Below are 13,572 nucleotides of genomic sequence, written 5' to 3' on the forward strand. Positions count from 1 at the left end.
TCGATGAGGGCGGCGTATCGAGCGCGCCATCTCACTCCCAGGCCGCGCCCTCCAGCGCATCCAGCGGGATCTTGAGGTAGCGCTTGCCGTTGTCTTCCGGCTCCGGCAGGCGGCCCCCGCGCACGTTCACCTGCAGCGCATGCAGGATCAGCTTGGGCATCGGCAGCTCGTGATCGCGCTGCTGACGCAGTGCGACGTACTCCGCCTCGCTGCTCTCCCCCAGGCGGTGCTTGTTGTGCTGGCGCTGCTCGCGCACCGTGCTCTCCCACTGCGGCTCGCGGCCGTCGGGCATGTAGTCGTGGCCGGTGAACAGCCGGGTGTCGTCGGGCAGCGCCAGAATCGCCTGGATCGAATGCCATAGCTGGTGAGCGCTACCCCCGGGAAAGTCGGCCCGGGCGGTGCCGAAATCGGGCTGGAACAGGGTGTCATGGACAAAGGCGGCGTCGCCGATCACATAGGTGATCGAGGCAAGGGTGTGCCCCGGCGAGTGCATCACCCGCACCGGCAGGTCACCCAGGGTGAAAGTCTCGCCATCGCGGAACAGGCGGTCCCACTGGCTGCCGTCGGTGGGCAGCGCCGGCCAGTTGTAGATGCGCTTCCATAGCGCCTGGACCTCGACCACCTGGGCGCCGATGGCGGTCGGCGCGCCGGTCTTGTCGTGCAGGTAGCGCGCGGCGGAGAAGTGATCGGCGTGGGGGTGAGTATCCAGAATCCACGCGACCTCGAGGCCTTCGCGGGCGATATAGGCGAGCAGCTCATCGGCGTGGTGGGTGGCGGTCGCCCCCGATTTCTCATCAAAATCGAGCACCGGGTCGATGATCGCGCAGTGCCGCGTGGCCGGATCGCTGACCACGTACTGGACGCTGAAGGTGCGCGGATCGAAGAAACCGGCGACATCGGGCCGGCCGCGTTCCCGATCACCACGGGAGAGAGCGAAGGTGTGCATGACAGCTCCTTGGTGGGCGACCTCTCCAGCATAGCGCCATTTAGGTTCTAACGTTATATGATTTTTGAATATAACTTATGCCGTGATCGTCTCCTCCGAGATACCGACCCGCCAGTCTGGCGCCCCCCCCAACGCAAGAAGCCGCGGCGGCCATGACCGTCGCGGCTTCTCTGTCTGCCCCCTAATAGGAGTTGCCTAGACCCGCAGCGGCGCTAGCCTGGGCGCAATCATATTCTCCGGACGCAGGATATCGGCGAGCGAGGCTTCATCGAGCAGGTTCTCTTCGAGCACCAGCTCCAGCACGCCGCGGCCGGAGACCAGCGCCTCGCGGGCGATGCGCGTAGCGTTGTCATAGCCGATATGCGGGTTGAGTGCGGTGACCAGCCCGATCGAACGCTCCACCATCTCACGGCAGTGGGCCTCGTTGGCGGTAATGCCCTCGATGCAGTGCTCGCGCAGCATGTGCATGGCGCGGGTCAGCAGGCGGATGGAGTCGAACAGCTTGTAGGCGATCAATGGCTCCATCACGTTGAGCTGGAGCTGCCCGCCCTCGGCGGCCATGGTCAGCGCCAGGTCGTTGCCGATCACCTCGAACGCCACCTGGTTGACCGCCTCGGGGATTACCGGATTGACCTTGCCGGGCATGATCGAGCTGCCGGGCTGGCGCGGCGGCAGGTTGATCTCGTTGAAGCCGGCGCGCGGGCCGCTGGAGAGCAGACGCAGGTCGTTGCAGATCTTGGAGAGCTTCACCGCCAGGCGCTTCAACATGCCCGAGAAGAGCACGAACGCGCCCATGTCGGAGGTGGCCTCGATCAGATCCTGGGCCGGCACCAGCGGCTGGCCGCTGATCGCGCCGAGACGCTCCACCGCCAGGCGCTGATAGCGCGGGTCGGAGTTGATCCCGGTACCGATGGCAGTGCCGCCCAGGTTGACCTCGCACAGCAGGCGCGGAATCTGCGCCTCCAGGTGGCCCAGATCCTCGCCCAGGGTAGTGGCGAAGGCGTTGAACTCCTGGCCCAGCGTCATCGGCACCGCATCCTGCAGCTGGGTGCGGCCCATCTTGAGCACGTCGGCGAAGGCCACGCCCTTGTCCGCCAGCGCATCGCGCAGCTGCGCCAGGCTACCCAGCAAGGCATCGTGGCCCAGCAGCAGGCCGAGGCGGATCGCGGTGGGGTAAGCGTCGTTGGTCGACTGCGCCATGTTGACGTGGTTGTTGGGGTGCAGGTGGGCGTAGTCACCCTTGGCGTGGCCGAGGTGTTCGAGTGCCAGATTGGCGATCACCTCGTTGGCGTTCATGTTGGTCGAGGTACCCGCCCCGCCCTGGATCATGTCGACCACGAACTGATCGTGGTGCTCGCCGGCGATCAGCGTCTGGCAGGCGTGGCGGATCGCCTCCAGCCGGTTGGCGTCGAGATAGCCCAGCTCGTGATTGGCCTCCGCCGCGGCCTGCTTGACCATGGCCAGCGCGATCACCAGCTTGGGATAGTGCGCCAGGGGCACGCCGCTCAGGTGGAAGTTCTCCACCGCGCGCTGGGTCTGGATGCCGTAATAGGCGCTCTGGGGCACGGGCAGCACGCCCAGCAGGTCCTTCTCTTCACGGGTGGGGATCGCGTCGGCGTCAGTGCCGAGATCCGGGGTCGCCATCATGGTGGGTATCGTCTTCAGTCAGGGGGGTCGAACGGCCTGGGCGCCGGGTTGCCGGCGCCGCTGGGCGTAAGGTAACGCCGCGCCGGGTCGCCTGCCCAATGCCGTTACGTGGTGGTGCATACCGGGAAGGTATGGGAGCGTTTTCATGGGATCGTGCGAGAGTCGAAGAGCTGGGTACTGGCTGAGCGCCATGCCGAATTCTGGTGTCGAATCGACCTGACATGGATAGACTAGATTCAATAGACTAAGTCCAGGAGGCGATCATGGAATCCGTCAACATTCACGAAGCCAAGACCCGGCTCTCGCGGCTGCTCGCCAAAGCTGCGCAGGGGGAAGGATTCATTATCGCCAAGGCTGGCAAGCCAATCGCCAAGGTCACGGCCATCGATAGCCCGGGCGCCGGTCAGCAGAAGCGGCTTGGCTTCATGCAAGGCCAGTTCAAGGTTCCCGAGGACTTCGATCGTATGGGCGAGGAAGAGATCGCTGACATGTTCGGAGCCTGACGTGAATCTGCTACTCGATACCCATGTGCTGCTATGGGCCGCCGCAGAGCCGAACCGTCTATCCGCAGAAGCCGTTGCGCTGATCGACGATAACGACAATAGGCTCTACTTCAGCGCCGCGAGTCTTTGGGAGATCGTGATCAAGACAGGTCTGAAGCGCGCGGACTTCCAGGTCGACCCGCATCTATTGCGCCGCGGGCTGATCGACAATGGCTATCTTGAGCTACCCATTACCTCTCAGCACGCCCTGGCCGTTAGCCACTTGCCGGATATTCATAAGGATCCGTTCGACCGTATCCTGATCGCCCAGGCCGAGTCCGAAGGCTTTCTTCTGCTGACGGCGGACGAGCTGGTCGCGCGTTATCCAGGGCCGATTCGGCGGATTTGAGATAGCAAAGCTGGATGCTCTGCCTTTCTGCGACACCAGTGATTCTGGAGAAACGCTCAAGCGTTACGGTTGCCTCTGCCATCCCGGCATCCGGCAGACAGCACTACATCATCGATCCCCTATAGCGGCGATGAAGCGCTGGCAAAAAAAGCGCTCTGAGCGTTTTCACGCACGAGGCATCAATCACGCGGGACCCGACAACTCGGCAGTGATACCGGCAGGTCCAATGCCGCCCTACCGCATTAGCTATCTCGACCCCGCGTGGATCAGCGGCCGCTTCCCAGCCCAGGGGCGGGCGCGTTCGAGTTGGGCGGCGAGCGAGAGCAGCAGGCTCTCCTCGCCGAAGCGCCCGGCAACGTGGGTGCCCAGCGGTAGCCCGGCCTCGGTCCAGTAGAGCGGCAGTGACATCGCCGGCTGACCGGTGGCGTTGAACAGCGCGGTGAAGGGGCAGTAGCCGTGGAAGGCGTCGATGATCTCAGCCAGCGAGAGCCGCTCGTCGAAGGCGTCGAGCTCGCCGATGCGCGGCGGCTGGCGTGCCAGGGTCGGCGACAGCAGCACGTCGAACTGCTGCATGAGCGCCGCCAATCGCCGGCCCAGGGCGTGCATCTCATTGATCGCGGCAATGTAACGGGTGGCATCGAGGCTACCGCGCTCACGCAGCATCACCCGGGTGCGCGGCTCCAGCAGCTGCTCGTCGATGGGCGCACCGCGCATCTCGCCCAGGGTTTCCAGGGTCTCGCGGGTGCTGGGGCCGATGATGTCGAAACAGCGGTGATAGAACGCCTCCCAGTCGAGCGGCAGCGTGACCGGTTCGACGCGGTGCCCCAGCGACTCGCACAGCGCCGCGCTCTGGCGGGCGACGGCCGCGGCCTCCGAGGCCAGCGCCGGGCCTTCGATCAGCCCGATGCGCAGCGCCCCGGGGTCACGCTCGGTCGCCGCTTGATAGCTCACCGGCATCGTCGGCGCCGCGTAGGGCGCGCCGAGGTCGGCCCCCGCAGTGGCGTCGAGCAGCGCGGCGCTGTCACGTACGCTGAGGGTAATGGCGTGGGCGACGGCCAGGCCGCCCCAACCTTCGCCGACCAGCGGGCCCGAGGGCATCAGCCCGCGGCTCGGCTTGAACCCGAACACCCCGCAGCAGGAGGCGGGCACGCGCAGCGAGCCGCCGCCATCGTTGCCGTGGGCGAAGGGCACCACCCGAGCGGCCACCAGCGCCGCCGCCCCACCGCTGGAGCCGCCGGCGCTGCAATCCGGGTCCCAGGGGTTGCGGGTGGCGCCGTGCAGGCTCGATTCGGTGGTGTAGGAGGTACCGAACTCGGGCGAGGTCGTCGTACCCAGCGGCAAACACCCGGCCCGGCGCAGGCGCGCCACCAGTTCATCGTCGAAGGGCGCGGGTACCGCATCGAGGGCGCGCGAGCCCTGGGTCATCAGCGCGCCTTCCAGCGGCGCGAAGAGATCCTTGATCAGCGTCGGCACGCCGGCGAATGCCTTCGTGGCATCCACGGGCCGGCGGCAGCACTCGCGGGCGCTGTCGTAGCGCCGCTCGACCACCGCATTGAGCTGCGGTTCGACGCGTTCGAGACGTTCGATGACCGCCTCCACCAGTTGCGCGCTGGATACTTCGCCGTTGCGCACGCACTGGCCGAGCCCCACCCCGTCTTGCGTATCCAGCCAATAGTGAATGTCATTCGTCATCGAGGAGTCTCCGGATCAAGAAGGGGAACGGTCGTGTCGGGTGGCGGCCAGACCCGCGCGGCCGCGCAGCGCGACGCCACCCCAGCCAAGGGCGTAGAGCGCCGCGAGCGCGGCGAGCAGCAGAATGGCGTGTGTCAGATCGCCGCCGATATCCGCCGCGAGGCCCACCACCAGCGGGCTGACGAACTGGCCGATGTACAAACAGCCGGTGAACAGGCCCATCCCTCGGCCGCGGGTCCTGGGTGTCAGGGCGCTCATCACCGGCGCCATGGCGTTGGGCACCAGCATGCCGGCGCCGATCCCGTGGAGAGTCACTGCCAGCAGCACGCCCTTGTAGTCGGGCGCCTCGGCGAGTATCCATAGCCCGGCGGCGAGCAGCAGCAACAGCAGCCCATTGCAGCCGTGCAGCCCCAACGCCCGCCGCGCCCAGGGCCAGAGTAGTGCCCCCAGCAGCGAGGCGAGCAGCGCCCAGCCCGCGCACAGCCCGATCAGGGTGCTGGATGTCACGCCCAGGCCGACCAGGATCGCCGGCGTCTGGATGGTGACGACGAAGCACAGCACCATGCCCAAGCCGATCAGCACGCAGCCGGCCACCAGCGCGGCCACGTCCACCCGGCCCTCGCCCGGCGCCTGGTCGGGCGCCTGCTGACGCGCGAGGGAGGGCTCCCACAGCACGCGCAGCATGAACGGCACCAGCAGCAGTGGCAGCAGATAGAGATAGAAGGGGGTTCGCCAGGAGGTTTCGCCGAGCATGCCACCCAGGGCGAAGAAGATCGCCCCGACCAGCCCGATGGTTATCACCTGGCCATTGACGTAGCGCAGGCGCTGCTCGCCGCGCCAGTAGTCGGCGATCAGGGTCGAACAGCCGGTCATGACCATGGCCTCGGCCACGCCGAACGCCAGCCGCACGGCGACCACGCCCATCAGCGCTTCGAGCTGCGCCGGCAGCGCGCCCAGAATGGCGTAGAGCAGGGTCGCGACCACCAGCATTGGCTTGCGCCCGACACGATCCGCCAGCCAGCCGGCCACCGGCGCGAACAATGCGATCGCCAGCGCCGGCCCGGTGATGGCCAGCGGCACCCAGAGCTCGGCATGAGGATGGGTAGGCGCGAATTCCGCCATCATCTTGGGCAGCACCGGCGCCACCATCACCGAACCGACGATGGTCAAACTGCTGCCCAGGAGCAATACCGCCCCTTCGCGCGCCCCGGGCTGACGCCTGCCCATTGGCGCCACGCCGCTCATACGGCCATCCGCTGGGTAGCGCCGGCCACGGCCGGCAGCACACGGACACGCTGGTGCATGGGGCACCTCGATCGTTGTGATTATTGATCAAGAGCCTAAGCGTGAGCCGAGAGCGGGCGTTATCCCGAATCGGCACTATCGGCGGGTAGCAGGGAGTGGGCAGAACGAAGTGGATGGGACGCAGACACCTGGGCCGCACTCGCGCTCAGGCCCGCCGCCAGGTCTCGGAGGGATATTCACCGAACAGTTGGTGATAGTTCGCCGCAAAGTGGCTGAGATGATTGAACCCCATCTCCTGGGCCACGTCGCCCACCGTGGCGCCCCTGGCCGCGGCGCTCGCCAGCTTGCGGCGCACGGCGTTGAGCCGCAGGCTGCGCAGAAACGCCACTGGCGGCATGCCCACCTCCCGCTGGAAGCTGTCCTGCAGCGTGCGTCGGCTGACGTGCAGCCGCTCACACAGCTCCAGCACGCTGGGGGGCCGCGCCGGCTCGGCCAGCACCAGCGCCTGGCTCTGTCTGACGAGATAGGCACTCACGCCGACACCGCGCCGCGGCGTGTTGCCGCCGACCTCGAGCCACAGATCGAGCAGCAGGGTCATCAGGGTCTCTTCCAGGCTACGTTCGCGCAGGCCATCGTCATCGCCACGCCGCCGGCCAAGGCCGCCGACGTGGCGGAAGATCGCCAGCCTGATCGCCTCGAGCCGCGCCAGGGGCACCTCCAGCGCCGGCAGCGCGGTGAGGCGCGCCACCCCGGCCGCGCCCAGCTCGATCTCGGCCAGGCGCCGCAGCCGCTCGAGATCGACACAGAACGACAGCAGCGCCATGCCGGCCGGGGCATGCAGCAGGAACTCGCCGCCGCCGCGCAGCATCAGCAGGCGCGGAGATGCCACCTTGCCCCGCGGATCATCCACGGTCGGGGCAGTGGCCAAGGACACACAGAAGCGATCAGCGGGCGCCTTGCCGTACTGGACGACGCGCTTGTCGAACACTTCGTGAATGATCTGGAAGCGCTCGCCCGACAGCAGCAGCAGTTCACTGCTGAGACACCCGGGTCCGAGCTGCGCATAGACCTGCTGCCAGCCGGCGATCGCTGCCGCGTGCTGCTGGGAGTCGCGGAAGCCACGCACGTGGTATCGCATCCTCTCCCCCTCGAGAGTCGCGCGCCGAAATCCGCCGTCAGGCGCGCCGTCGCGCTAAGACTAGAGCGATCCGCGGCCGGCACGCAACGGCCAGCGCATCGTGGCCCGCCTCGGCTCATACCGGCCCATACCGGCCCATACCGGCTCGCGCAGGCGCGACCATACAGCCCGCATCCGGTACTGTGCCTTGCGCTCGGCGCGGCCAGCCACCATCCTTCGCCACGTCTCGGCGGCGCCAGGGGTGCCGCCTTCGCGATGCTCAAGGATGATTCCCGTGTCCCGTTCCACTCTGCCCCACCGGGGCCTGCTCACTCTCGTTGCGCTGCTGCTGGTGGCGCTCAATCTGCGTCCGGCGCTCACCAGCGTCTCGCCGGTGCTCGGCAGTATCGCCGAGGCGCTGTCACTCTCGCCCAGCGTGCAGGGCATCCTGACCACGCTGCCGGTGCTGTTCCTGGGGCTGGCCGCGCCGCTGGCGCCACGTCTGGTACGTCGCCTGGGGCCGGAGCGCAGCGTGTTCCTGGCGCTGTTGGTGCTAGGGGTGGCGCTGGCGCTACGCCCCTACGTCGGCGCCCTGGGGCTGCTGCTGGGCTCCGCCCTGGCCGGCGGCTGCATCGGCGTGATCGGGGTGCTGCTGCCGGGTATCGTCAAGCGCGACTTCCCCGAGCGGGTCAGCATCATGACCGGGCTCTACACCGTGGCGCTCAACCTCGGCGCCTCGGCGGCGGCCGGCACCACCGAGCCGCTGCGCCAGGCGCTGGGGGCGGACTGGCAAGGCGCGCTGGCGTTCTGGCTGCTGCCCGCGGTGCTCGCCGCGCTGCTGTGGCTGCCGCAACTGCGCGGCAGCGCGGCTACCCGGGTGGCGGCCCGCACCGGAGCGCGCCTGCGCCACGACCCGCTGGCATGGCAGGTGTCGCTGTTCATGGGGCTGCAGTCGTCGCTCGCCTATACCGTCTTCGGCTGGCTGCCGACGCTGTTGCAGGATCGCGGCCTGGCGCCGGTAACCGCGGGGCTGGCGCTGTCGGTGTCGATTCTGTTGCAGGTGACCACGGCGCTGGCAGCGCCGTGGATCGGCAGCCGCATGAAAGATCAGCGTGCGGTGCTGGTGGCGGTGATGGGGCTGACGCTCACTGGCCTGATGGGCTGCCTGTATGCGCCCATCGGTGGCATCTGGCTGTGGGTGGTGATCCTCGGGCTGGGTCAGGGCGGCACCTTCAGCATGGCGCTGACCCTGCTGGCGCTGCGCGCACCGGATGCGCTGACTGCGGCCAGCCTCTCCGCCATGGCCCAGGGCATCGGCTACACCCTGGCGGCGCTGGGGCCGCTGCTAGTGGGCTTGCTGCACGACTGGAGCGGCGGCTGGAACGCGGTCGGCGGGCTGCTGGTGGCCATTGCGCTGGGCGCCATGGTCGCGGCCCTGGGCGCCGGCCGCGACCGGCAGGTGGCCTCGGTTCAGGGCGGCTGAGCCCCGACCCGGCACATCAGATCATGGCCCCGGCTCAGGCCGGGGCCAGGCGCTCGGCGCCCCAGCTACGCCGCAGGTAGCCCATCACTTCGCCCAGCTCGTCGGCGGAGACATGCGCCGGGGCGCCCTCCTCCTGTGGGTCGAGGTGGAAGATATAGAGCCGCGAGGCGAACTGGGCGAACGGCAGCGAGGCCTCGCCGAAGCGCTCGCCATTGCCATCGGTACTGACCTCCACGCCGTCGCCCCAGTCCTGGCCGCTGTCGTTGTTGGGGTTGAAGAAGTAGACCCGCATGCCTTCGTCGGGGCCGAGCGCAGCCCGCAGGATGGTGATCGCGTGCCAGCCGATGAAGCGCGCGGCGCTGTCGGTCACCGCGATCCCCGCCGGCTGCGGATGCACCAGCGGCTGGTTGCCGTTGTAGAGCGGGTGGTAGGCGGCGTAGAAGTGGCGATAGAAGGTCTCGGGGTCATCGATCCGGCCGCTGGCGATGTCCACGCAGATATGGAAACCGCGCCCGGCCCACCAGCCATGAAACTCGGGATTGACCCAGCGGTGCGGGTCGCCCTCGCGGCCGATGCACAGCCGCCCCATTTCGGCATAGATACGGTCCAGGTGCGGCACCACCAGCAGCGAGACCGGGTCGAGATCCAGCGCCATGCCATTGGAGAGCCCCGCGGCGCTGGCATTGGAGGAGATCGGCTGGCCTTCGAAGTGCATCACGATCTCGTCGTCGCGGGCCGCCCAGGTCACCATCTGCAGCAGATAGTCGGGGTCGTTGTAGGCCCACATGGAGAGCGCGCGTGCCGACTGACAGGTGGGGTTGTTGCCCTGCCCCACGCCCAGCGGCAGGCCGAGCATGCACAGCACGCCCTCCAGCAGCCGCGCCTCGGGGGGGGTGGCATCACCGTAGGCCAGACGCAGGCGCTGGCGGGCGCTATCGCTCAGCAGCAGGCCCAGTTGACGCCACAGCGCCGGCGCCAGCGGCGGCTGGTAGAGAATCCCGCGTTCGAGCAGCTGCGCCAGCCCGTAGATCCCCTGGGCGGTGGCCGGATGCGCCACCGCATCGATCAGGGCACGGATCAACTGGTGATAGCAGAGCAGGCAGTCGCGCCCGGTGGTCGAGAGCCCCAGCGCTTCGCTGATCAGGTGGTCGCCGTGATCGAGCAGATAGCGCAGCAGCACCGGGTGATAGGGCGAGACCAGGCCGGTATCGTGCATCGCCCGCGCCATGCCGGTGGCCTCCTGCTGCAGCGCCGCGGTGTCCATGCCGGAGAGACGGCTAGCATAGGCTTCGACGCCAGGGTCCTCGCGGCAGCCCTGGGTCGGCCCGTAGAGGCTGCTGACCAGCCGCGCCGCGCCCTGGCCGCTGGTGCCAAGGTCGATCTCCGGGTTGGCCTGACACAGCGCCAGCTGATCGATCATGCGGCGTACCGGGGCGACCATCAGCGGGCGCTGGCCGAGCAGCCGCCAGATCTCGTCGATCATGGTCTCGACGATGAACTCGTAGCCGACCCGCTCGGCGAGATAGCGCAACAGCGCCCGCGGCACCTCGGCCAGACGCCCCTGGGTCTCACGCTCGGCCTCGCCGGAGAAGACGAAGATACGCGACAGATTGAGCGCCAGGACCTGGGTCAGGTGGTTGTGCGCCTGCTCGGCGGAGATCAACGGATGCGCGTAGTCGCCCCGCGCTACCGCCAGCAGGCGCAGTTCGCTGAGCGCCTCGATCACCACTGTCTCGGCCTGGGGGCTACCGAGCGAGGCCGGGGTCAGCGCTGGCTGCAGGCGCTGCGGTTCGGCCCAGTCGGAGTCGGCGAACGTCCCCGCCTGCTCGATCGCCTGGGCGCGCTGCTCAAGCGCCGCGCAGCCGTCCGGTTCGAGCAGGATACGCCGCGCCAGGTCGAAGACCCGCCCGGCGCGCCCCGGGCGGGAAAAACTGGGCGCCGATTCGAGGGCGGCGAGTGCCGCCTCGAGCTGTTGCAGCAGCGCACCAAGGCGCTGCTCGCTGACCGGCAGCTCGTTATCTGACGACATGCGCTGACACTCCCCGCCACTCTGGGCGACTCCGAAAAGACTCTGCCACTGTCGCGGATCAGACGTAGAAATCAAGCGACTCCTGATGTTTGAGCAGGTCGCGCAGGGTGTGCGGGTCTTCGCCGAAGAAGAACAGAAGCCCCCAGTGGGTGCCGAACGCCGTGCGCTTGGTCACGGTCTCCTCCAGCGGCGTGCTGAGTTCGTGGTAGTCGAAATAGGGGTGCTGCTCGGTCTCCTCCGGGATCTCCAGGCGGCTGACCACACGCCGGCGCGGATAGACGCCGAAGCAGCCGGCGTGGCCCTTGGCCCCGGTGACCGGCTCGGGGAAGAAGGCGGCGACCTCTTCGGCGGTGGCCTTGGGGTCGAACACCAGCATCGACGCCTGATAGGCATTGAAGCCGTAGGCGCGCTCGATCAGTTCGAACGCCTTGAACCCCGGCGGGCGGTAGGCGACCTCGCCGAAGTACATGGTGCCGTCGCTGGTGACGAAGTACTCCGGGTGGATCTGGCCGAACTGGATATCGAAGGTCTTTATCAAGAGCTCGATCTGGCGCGTGATCTGCTCGCGGTACTGCTCCAGCTCCGGCGTCGCCGGGACGAAGACCGAGTAGCCGAGGGTGACGTATTCGGAGATGTTGAGGAACTGGATCTTGCCGTCCCAGACCCAGGCTTCGACGGCGAACTCCCAGCCGTCCAGATGGCTCTCCATCAGCAGCGGGTACTCGCTCTCGGGGATGGCGTCGATCTCTTCATAGGTGCGGATCACCCGGTGCCCGAGGCAGCCAGCCTTGTCGAAGGCCTTGAGGTGGATCGGATCCTCGGGGTCGCCGTCGAGCTTGAGCAGCGTCTGGTTGACGCGCTTGAAGAAGCGCACCACATCGCTCTTTTCGTGGGCTTCTTCGAAGATGCCCACGCGGATGCCGCCCAACTGCGCGCGGCGCTTCATCAGCGCCTTGTCACGGAACAGCACCGCCTGGCCGTGCAGGCGCGGGTTCTGCATCAGCACCGAGTTGATTGCCCCGGCCCACTCCACCGTCTCCTCGAACAGCGGCACCGCCGCGTCCACGCCCATGTCGCGCAGGGTCTCGGCGATCTCCATCGAACGATCGTTGAGACGTTCGAAGTTCCACGGCAGGTAGGGGATCTCGTGCTGGCGGCAGTACTCTTCGGCCCACTCCGGGGCGACCACCACATAGCGACGATCAAAGGCTGCAGCGGCCTCCACCGCGCCCAGGCTCCAGCCCAGCAGCGCGATGTAGCCCTTGTCGGGATTCTTTTCCATGGTCGTGTCTCCCTGTTCGCTGTCGTTGTGATGTATGCCTACCTCAGTGTAGGGGAGATGCCGACCCGCGCCACCCTGCCGCCGCAAAGTCGCCCAAAAGCCGTCAACATCCCAGCAGATAGAAGCCAGGAAAAAGCTTTTACCATCATTCTTTATTAGGAATATCAGAACCTTTCGATGGCCATGCCGACGCAGCATTTAGGGTGCCTACACCATAAACCCCCGCCTGGCAGCAGAGAGGCGTCAACCACGCCGGAATCGGATACCCTAGGAGCTCCCCCATCGCCCAGGAGATTCGCATGCCAGCCAGAGCCATCAGCCTCGAGCAACAGCAGCATCTGATCGAGATCGTGCGCGATGCCGCCAAGCGCGAGATTCTGCCCCGCTTTCGCAACCTCTCGGAGGAGGCGATCCGCGCCAAGAGTGCACCTGACGATCTGGTCACCGATGCCGATCAGGGCGCCGAGCGGATGATGACGGCGGCGATTCGCGAGCTGCTGCCGGAGGCGACGGTGATCGGCGAAGAGGCGGTGGCCGATGGCAGCGCCAGCCTCGGCGATATCGCCGGCGCCGAGCTGGCATTGATCATCGACCCGGTCGACGGCACCTGGAACTTCGCCCGCGGGCTCAACCAGTTCGGCGTGATCCTGGCCGCCACCAGCTTCGGCGAGACGATCTTCGGGCTGCTCTACGACCCCATGGCGGACGACTGGATCGTCGCGCGCCACGGCGAGGGCGCCTGGTTCGGCCGCCCGGATGGCACCCAGCGCCGGCTGCAAGTGTCGGATACCGCGAACTTCGGCGAGATGGTCGGCTCGACCTCGATCCGGCTCTTCCCCAAGCCGCAGCAGTACCAGCTGGCGGCGACCTTCCCCGACTTCCAGCGCATGATGGCGTTCGGCTGCGCCTGCCATGAGTACCGCACCATGGCGTTCGGCTTCGTCGACTTCATGCTCACCGGCAAGCTGATGCCGTGGGATCACGCCGCCGGGCTGATGATCCACGCCGAAGCCGGGGGCTATTCGGCGCTGCTCGACGGCACGCCCTACCAGCCGACGATTCACAAGGGCACGGTGCTGGCGGCCAGTTCGCGGGGGCATTGGGAGCAGTTGCGCGAGAAGTTCGGCTTTCTGGGCTAAAAAGTGCCTGCGCTCGCCCATGCGGCGTTAAAAATTGGCTGGAACGCCAGCCCGGTCAAAAATGCTCATTTACACCCCGTAAACTCCGCGTTTTCGCCAAT

The 13,572-nt window shown here is 67.4% G+C and carries 11 protein-coding genes; 4 read left to right on the forward strand and 7 right to left on the reverse strand.

Annotated features, from left to right (window positions below):
- Window positions 1–31 precede the first annotated feature (31 nt).
- Together ABV408_RS18705 and ABV408_RS18710 are read right to left on the reverse strand one after the other, a co-directional pair.
- Window positions 32–946 (reverse strand): MBL fold metallo-hydrolase, encoded by a 915-nt coding sequence (locus tag ABV408_RS18705; protein ID WP_353980382.1) that lies wholly within the window; start codon window positions 944–946, stop codon window positions 32–34.
- Between the two features lie 195 nt (window positions 947–1,141).
- A complete protein-coding gene (locus tag ABV408_RS18710) occupies window positions 1,142–2,593 on the reverse strand; it encodes an aspartate ammonia-lyase (protein ID WP_353980383.1) in 1,452 nt (483 codons plus the stop codon).
- Window positions 2,594–2,856: 263 nt separating this feature from the next.
- Between ABV408_RS18710 and ABV408_RS18715 the strand changes: the two genes are divergently transcribed.
- Window positions 2,857–3,096, forward strand: a complete 240-nt coding sequence (locus tag ABV408_RS18715; RefSeq protein WP_353980384.1) for a type II toxin-antitoxin system prevent-host-death family antitoxin — start codon at window positions 2,857–2,859, stop codon at window positions 3,094–3,096.
- Between the two features lies 1 nt (window position 3,097).
- Window positions 3,098–3,484: a type II toxin-antitoxin system VapC family toxin gene (locus tag ABV408_RS18720; protein ID WP_353980385.1), complete on the forward strand. Its 387-nt coding sequence runs from the start codon at window positions 3,098–3,100 to the stop codon at window positions 3,482–3,484.
- Window positions 3,485–3,730: 246 nt separating this feature from the next.
- Here ABV408_RS18720 and ABV408_RS18725 read toward each other — a convergent pair whose 3' ends face one another.
- The 3 genes from ABV408_RS18725 to ABV408_RS18735 all read right to left on the reverse strand — a co-directional run bounded on the left by ABV408_RS18725 (window position 3,731) and on the right by ABV408_RS18735 (window position 7,559).
- On the reverse strand, window positions 3,731–5,176 hold the full coding sequence (locus ABV408_RS18725; RefSeq protein WP_353980386.1) for an amidase: 1,446 nt from the start codon (window positions 5,174–5,176) through the stop codon (window positions 3,731–3,733).
- 15 nt (window positions 5,177–5,191) lie between these two features.
- Window positions 5,192–6,421: an MFS transporter gene (locus ABV408_RS18730; protein ID WP_353980387.1), complete on the reverse strand. Its 1,230-nt coding sequence runs from the start codon at window positions 6,419–6,421 to the stop codon at window positions 5,192–5,194.
- 205 nt (window positions 6,422–6,626) lie between these two features.
- Window positions 6,627–7,559, reverse strand: a complete 933-nt coding sequence (locus ABV408_RS18735; RefSeq protein WP_353980388.1) for a helix-turn-helix domain-containing protein — start codon at window positions 7,557–7,559, stop codon at window positions 6,627–6,629.
- A 274-nt stretch (window positions 7,560–7,833) separates the two neighbouring features.
- Between ABV408_RS18735 and ABV408_RS18740 the strand changes: the two genes are divergently transcribed.
- The gene (locus ABV408_RS18740) at window positions 7,834–9,021 is read left to right on the forward strand and encodes a CynX/NimT family MFS transporter (RefSeq protein WP_405049921.1); all 1,188 of its coding nucleotides are present in this window, start codon (window positions 7,834–7,836) and stop codon (window positions 9,019–9,021) included.
- Window positions 9,022–9,055: 34 nt separating this feature from the next.
- Here ABV408_RS18740 and ABV408_RS18745 read toward each other — a convergent pair whose 3' ends face one another.
- Both ABV408_RS18745 and ABV408_RS18750 read right to left on the reverse strand, forming a co-directional pair.
- On the reverse strand, window positions 9,056–11,050 hold the full coding sequence (locus tag ABV408_RS18745) for a hypothetical protein (protein WP_353980390.1): 1,995 nt from the start codon (window positions 11,048–11,050) through the stop codon (window positions 9,056–9,058).
- A 58-nt stretch (window positions 11,051–11,108) separates the two neighbouring features.
- Window positions 11,109–12,332: a carboxylate--amine ligase gene (locus ABV408_RS18750; protein WP_353980391.1), complete on the reverse strand. Its 1,224-nt coding sequence runs from the start codon at window positions 12,330–12,332 to the stop codon at window positions 11,109–11,111.
- Between the two features lie 299 nt (window positions 12,333–12,631).
- On the opposite strand from ABV408_RS18750, the gene ABV408_RS18755 reads away from it, so the two are divergent.
- Window positions 12,632–13,471 carry an inositol monophosphatase gene (locus ABV408_RS18755; RefSeq protein WP_353980392.1) on the forward strand — a complete coding sequence of 280 codons (840 nt, stop codon included), beginning with the start codon at window positions 12,632–12,634 and terminating at the stop codon, window positions 13,469–13,471.
- Window positions 13,472–13,572 lie beyond the last annotated feature (101 nt).

Origin of the sequence: Salinicola endophyticus, from assembly GCF_040536835.1 — a bacterium.
In the GTDB taxonomy this organism is placed as follows: domain Bacteria; phylum Pseudomonadota; class Gammaproteobacteria; order Pseudomonadales; family Halomonadaceae; genus Salinicola; species Salinicola endophyticus_A.

Excerpts from the sequence above, each read along its gene's own strand:
- ABV408_RS18755 (WP_353980392.1), top strand. The coding sequence starts at position 12,632 with ATGCCAGCCAGAGCCATCAGCCTCGAGCAACAGCAGCATCTGATCGAG.
- ABV408_RS18725 (WP_353980386.1), bottom strand. The coding sequence starts at position 5,176 with ATGACGAATGACATTCACTATTGGCTGGATACGCAAGACGGGGTGGGG.
- ABV408_RS18730 (WP_353980387.1), bottom strand. The coding sequence starts at position 6,421 with ATGAGCGGCGTGGCGCCAATGGGCAGGCGTCAGCCCGGGGCGCGCGAA.
- ABV408_RS18715 (WP_353980384.1), top strand. The coding sequence starts at position 2,857 with ATGGAATCCGTCAACATTCACGAAGCCAAGACCCGGCTCTCGCGGCTG.
- ABV408_RS18735 (WP_353980388.1), bottom strand. The coding sequence starts at position 7,559 with ATGCGATACCACGTGCGTGGCTTCCGCGACTCCCAGCAGCACGCGGCA.
- ABV408_RS18705 (WP_353980382.1), bottom strand. The coding sequence starts at position 946 with ATGCACACCTTCGCTCTCTCCCGTGGTGATCGGGAACGCGGCCGGCCC.
- ABV408_RS18745 (WP_353980390.1), bottom strand. The coding sequence starts at position 11,050 with ATGTCGTCAGATAACGAGCTGCCGGTCAGCGAGCAGCGCCTTGGTGCG.
- ABV408_RS18710 (WP_353980383.1), bottom strand. The coding sequence starts at position 2,593 with ATGATGGCGACCCCGGATCTCGGCACTGACGCCGACGCGATCCCCACC.
- ABV408_RS18750 (WP_353980391.1), bottom strand. The coding sequence starts at position 12,332 with ATGGAAAAGAATCCCGACAAGGGCTACATCGCGCTGCTGGGCTGGAGC.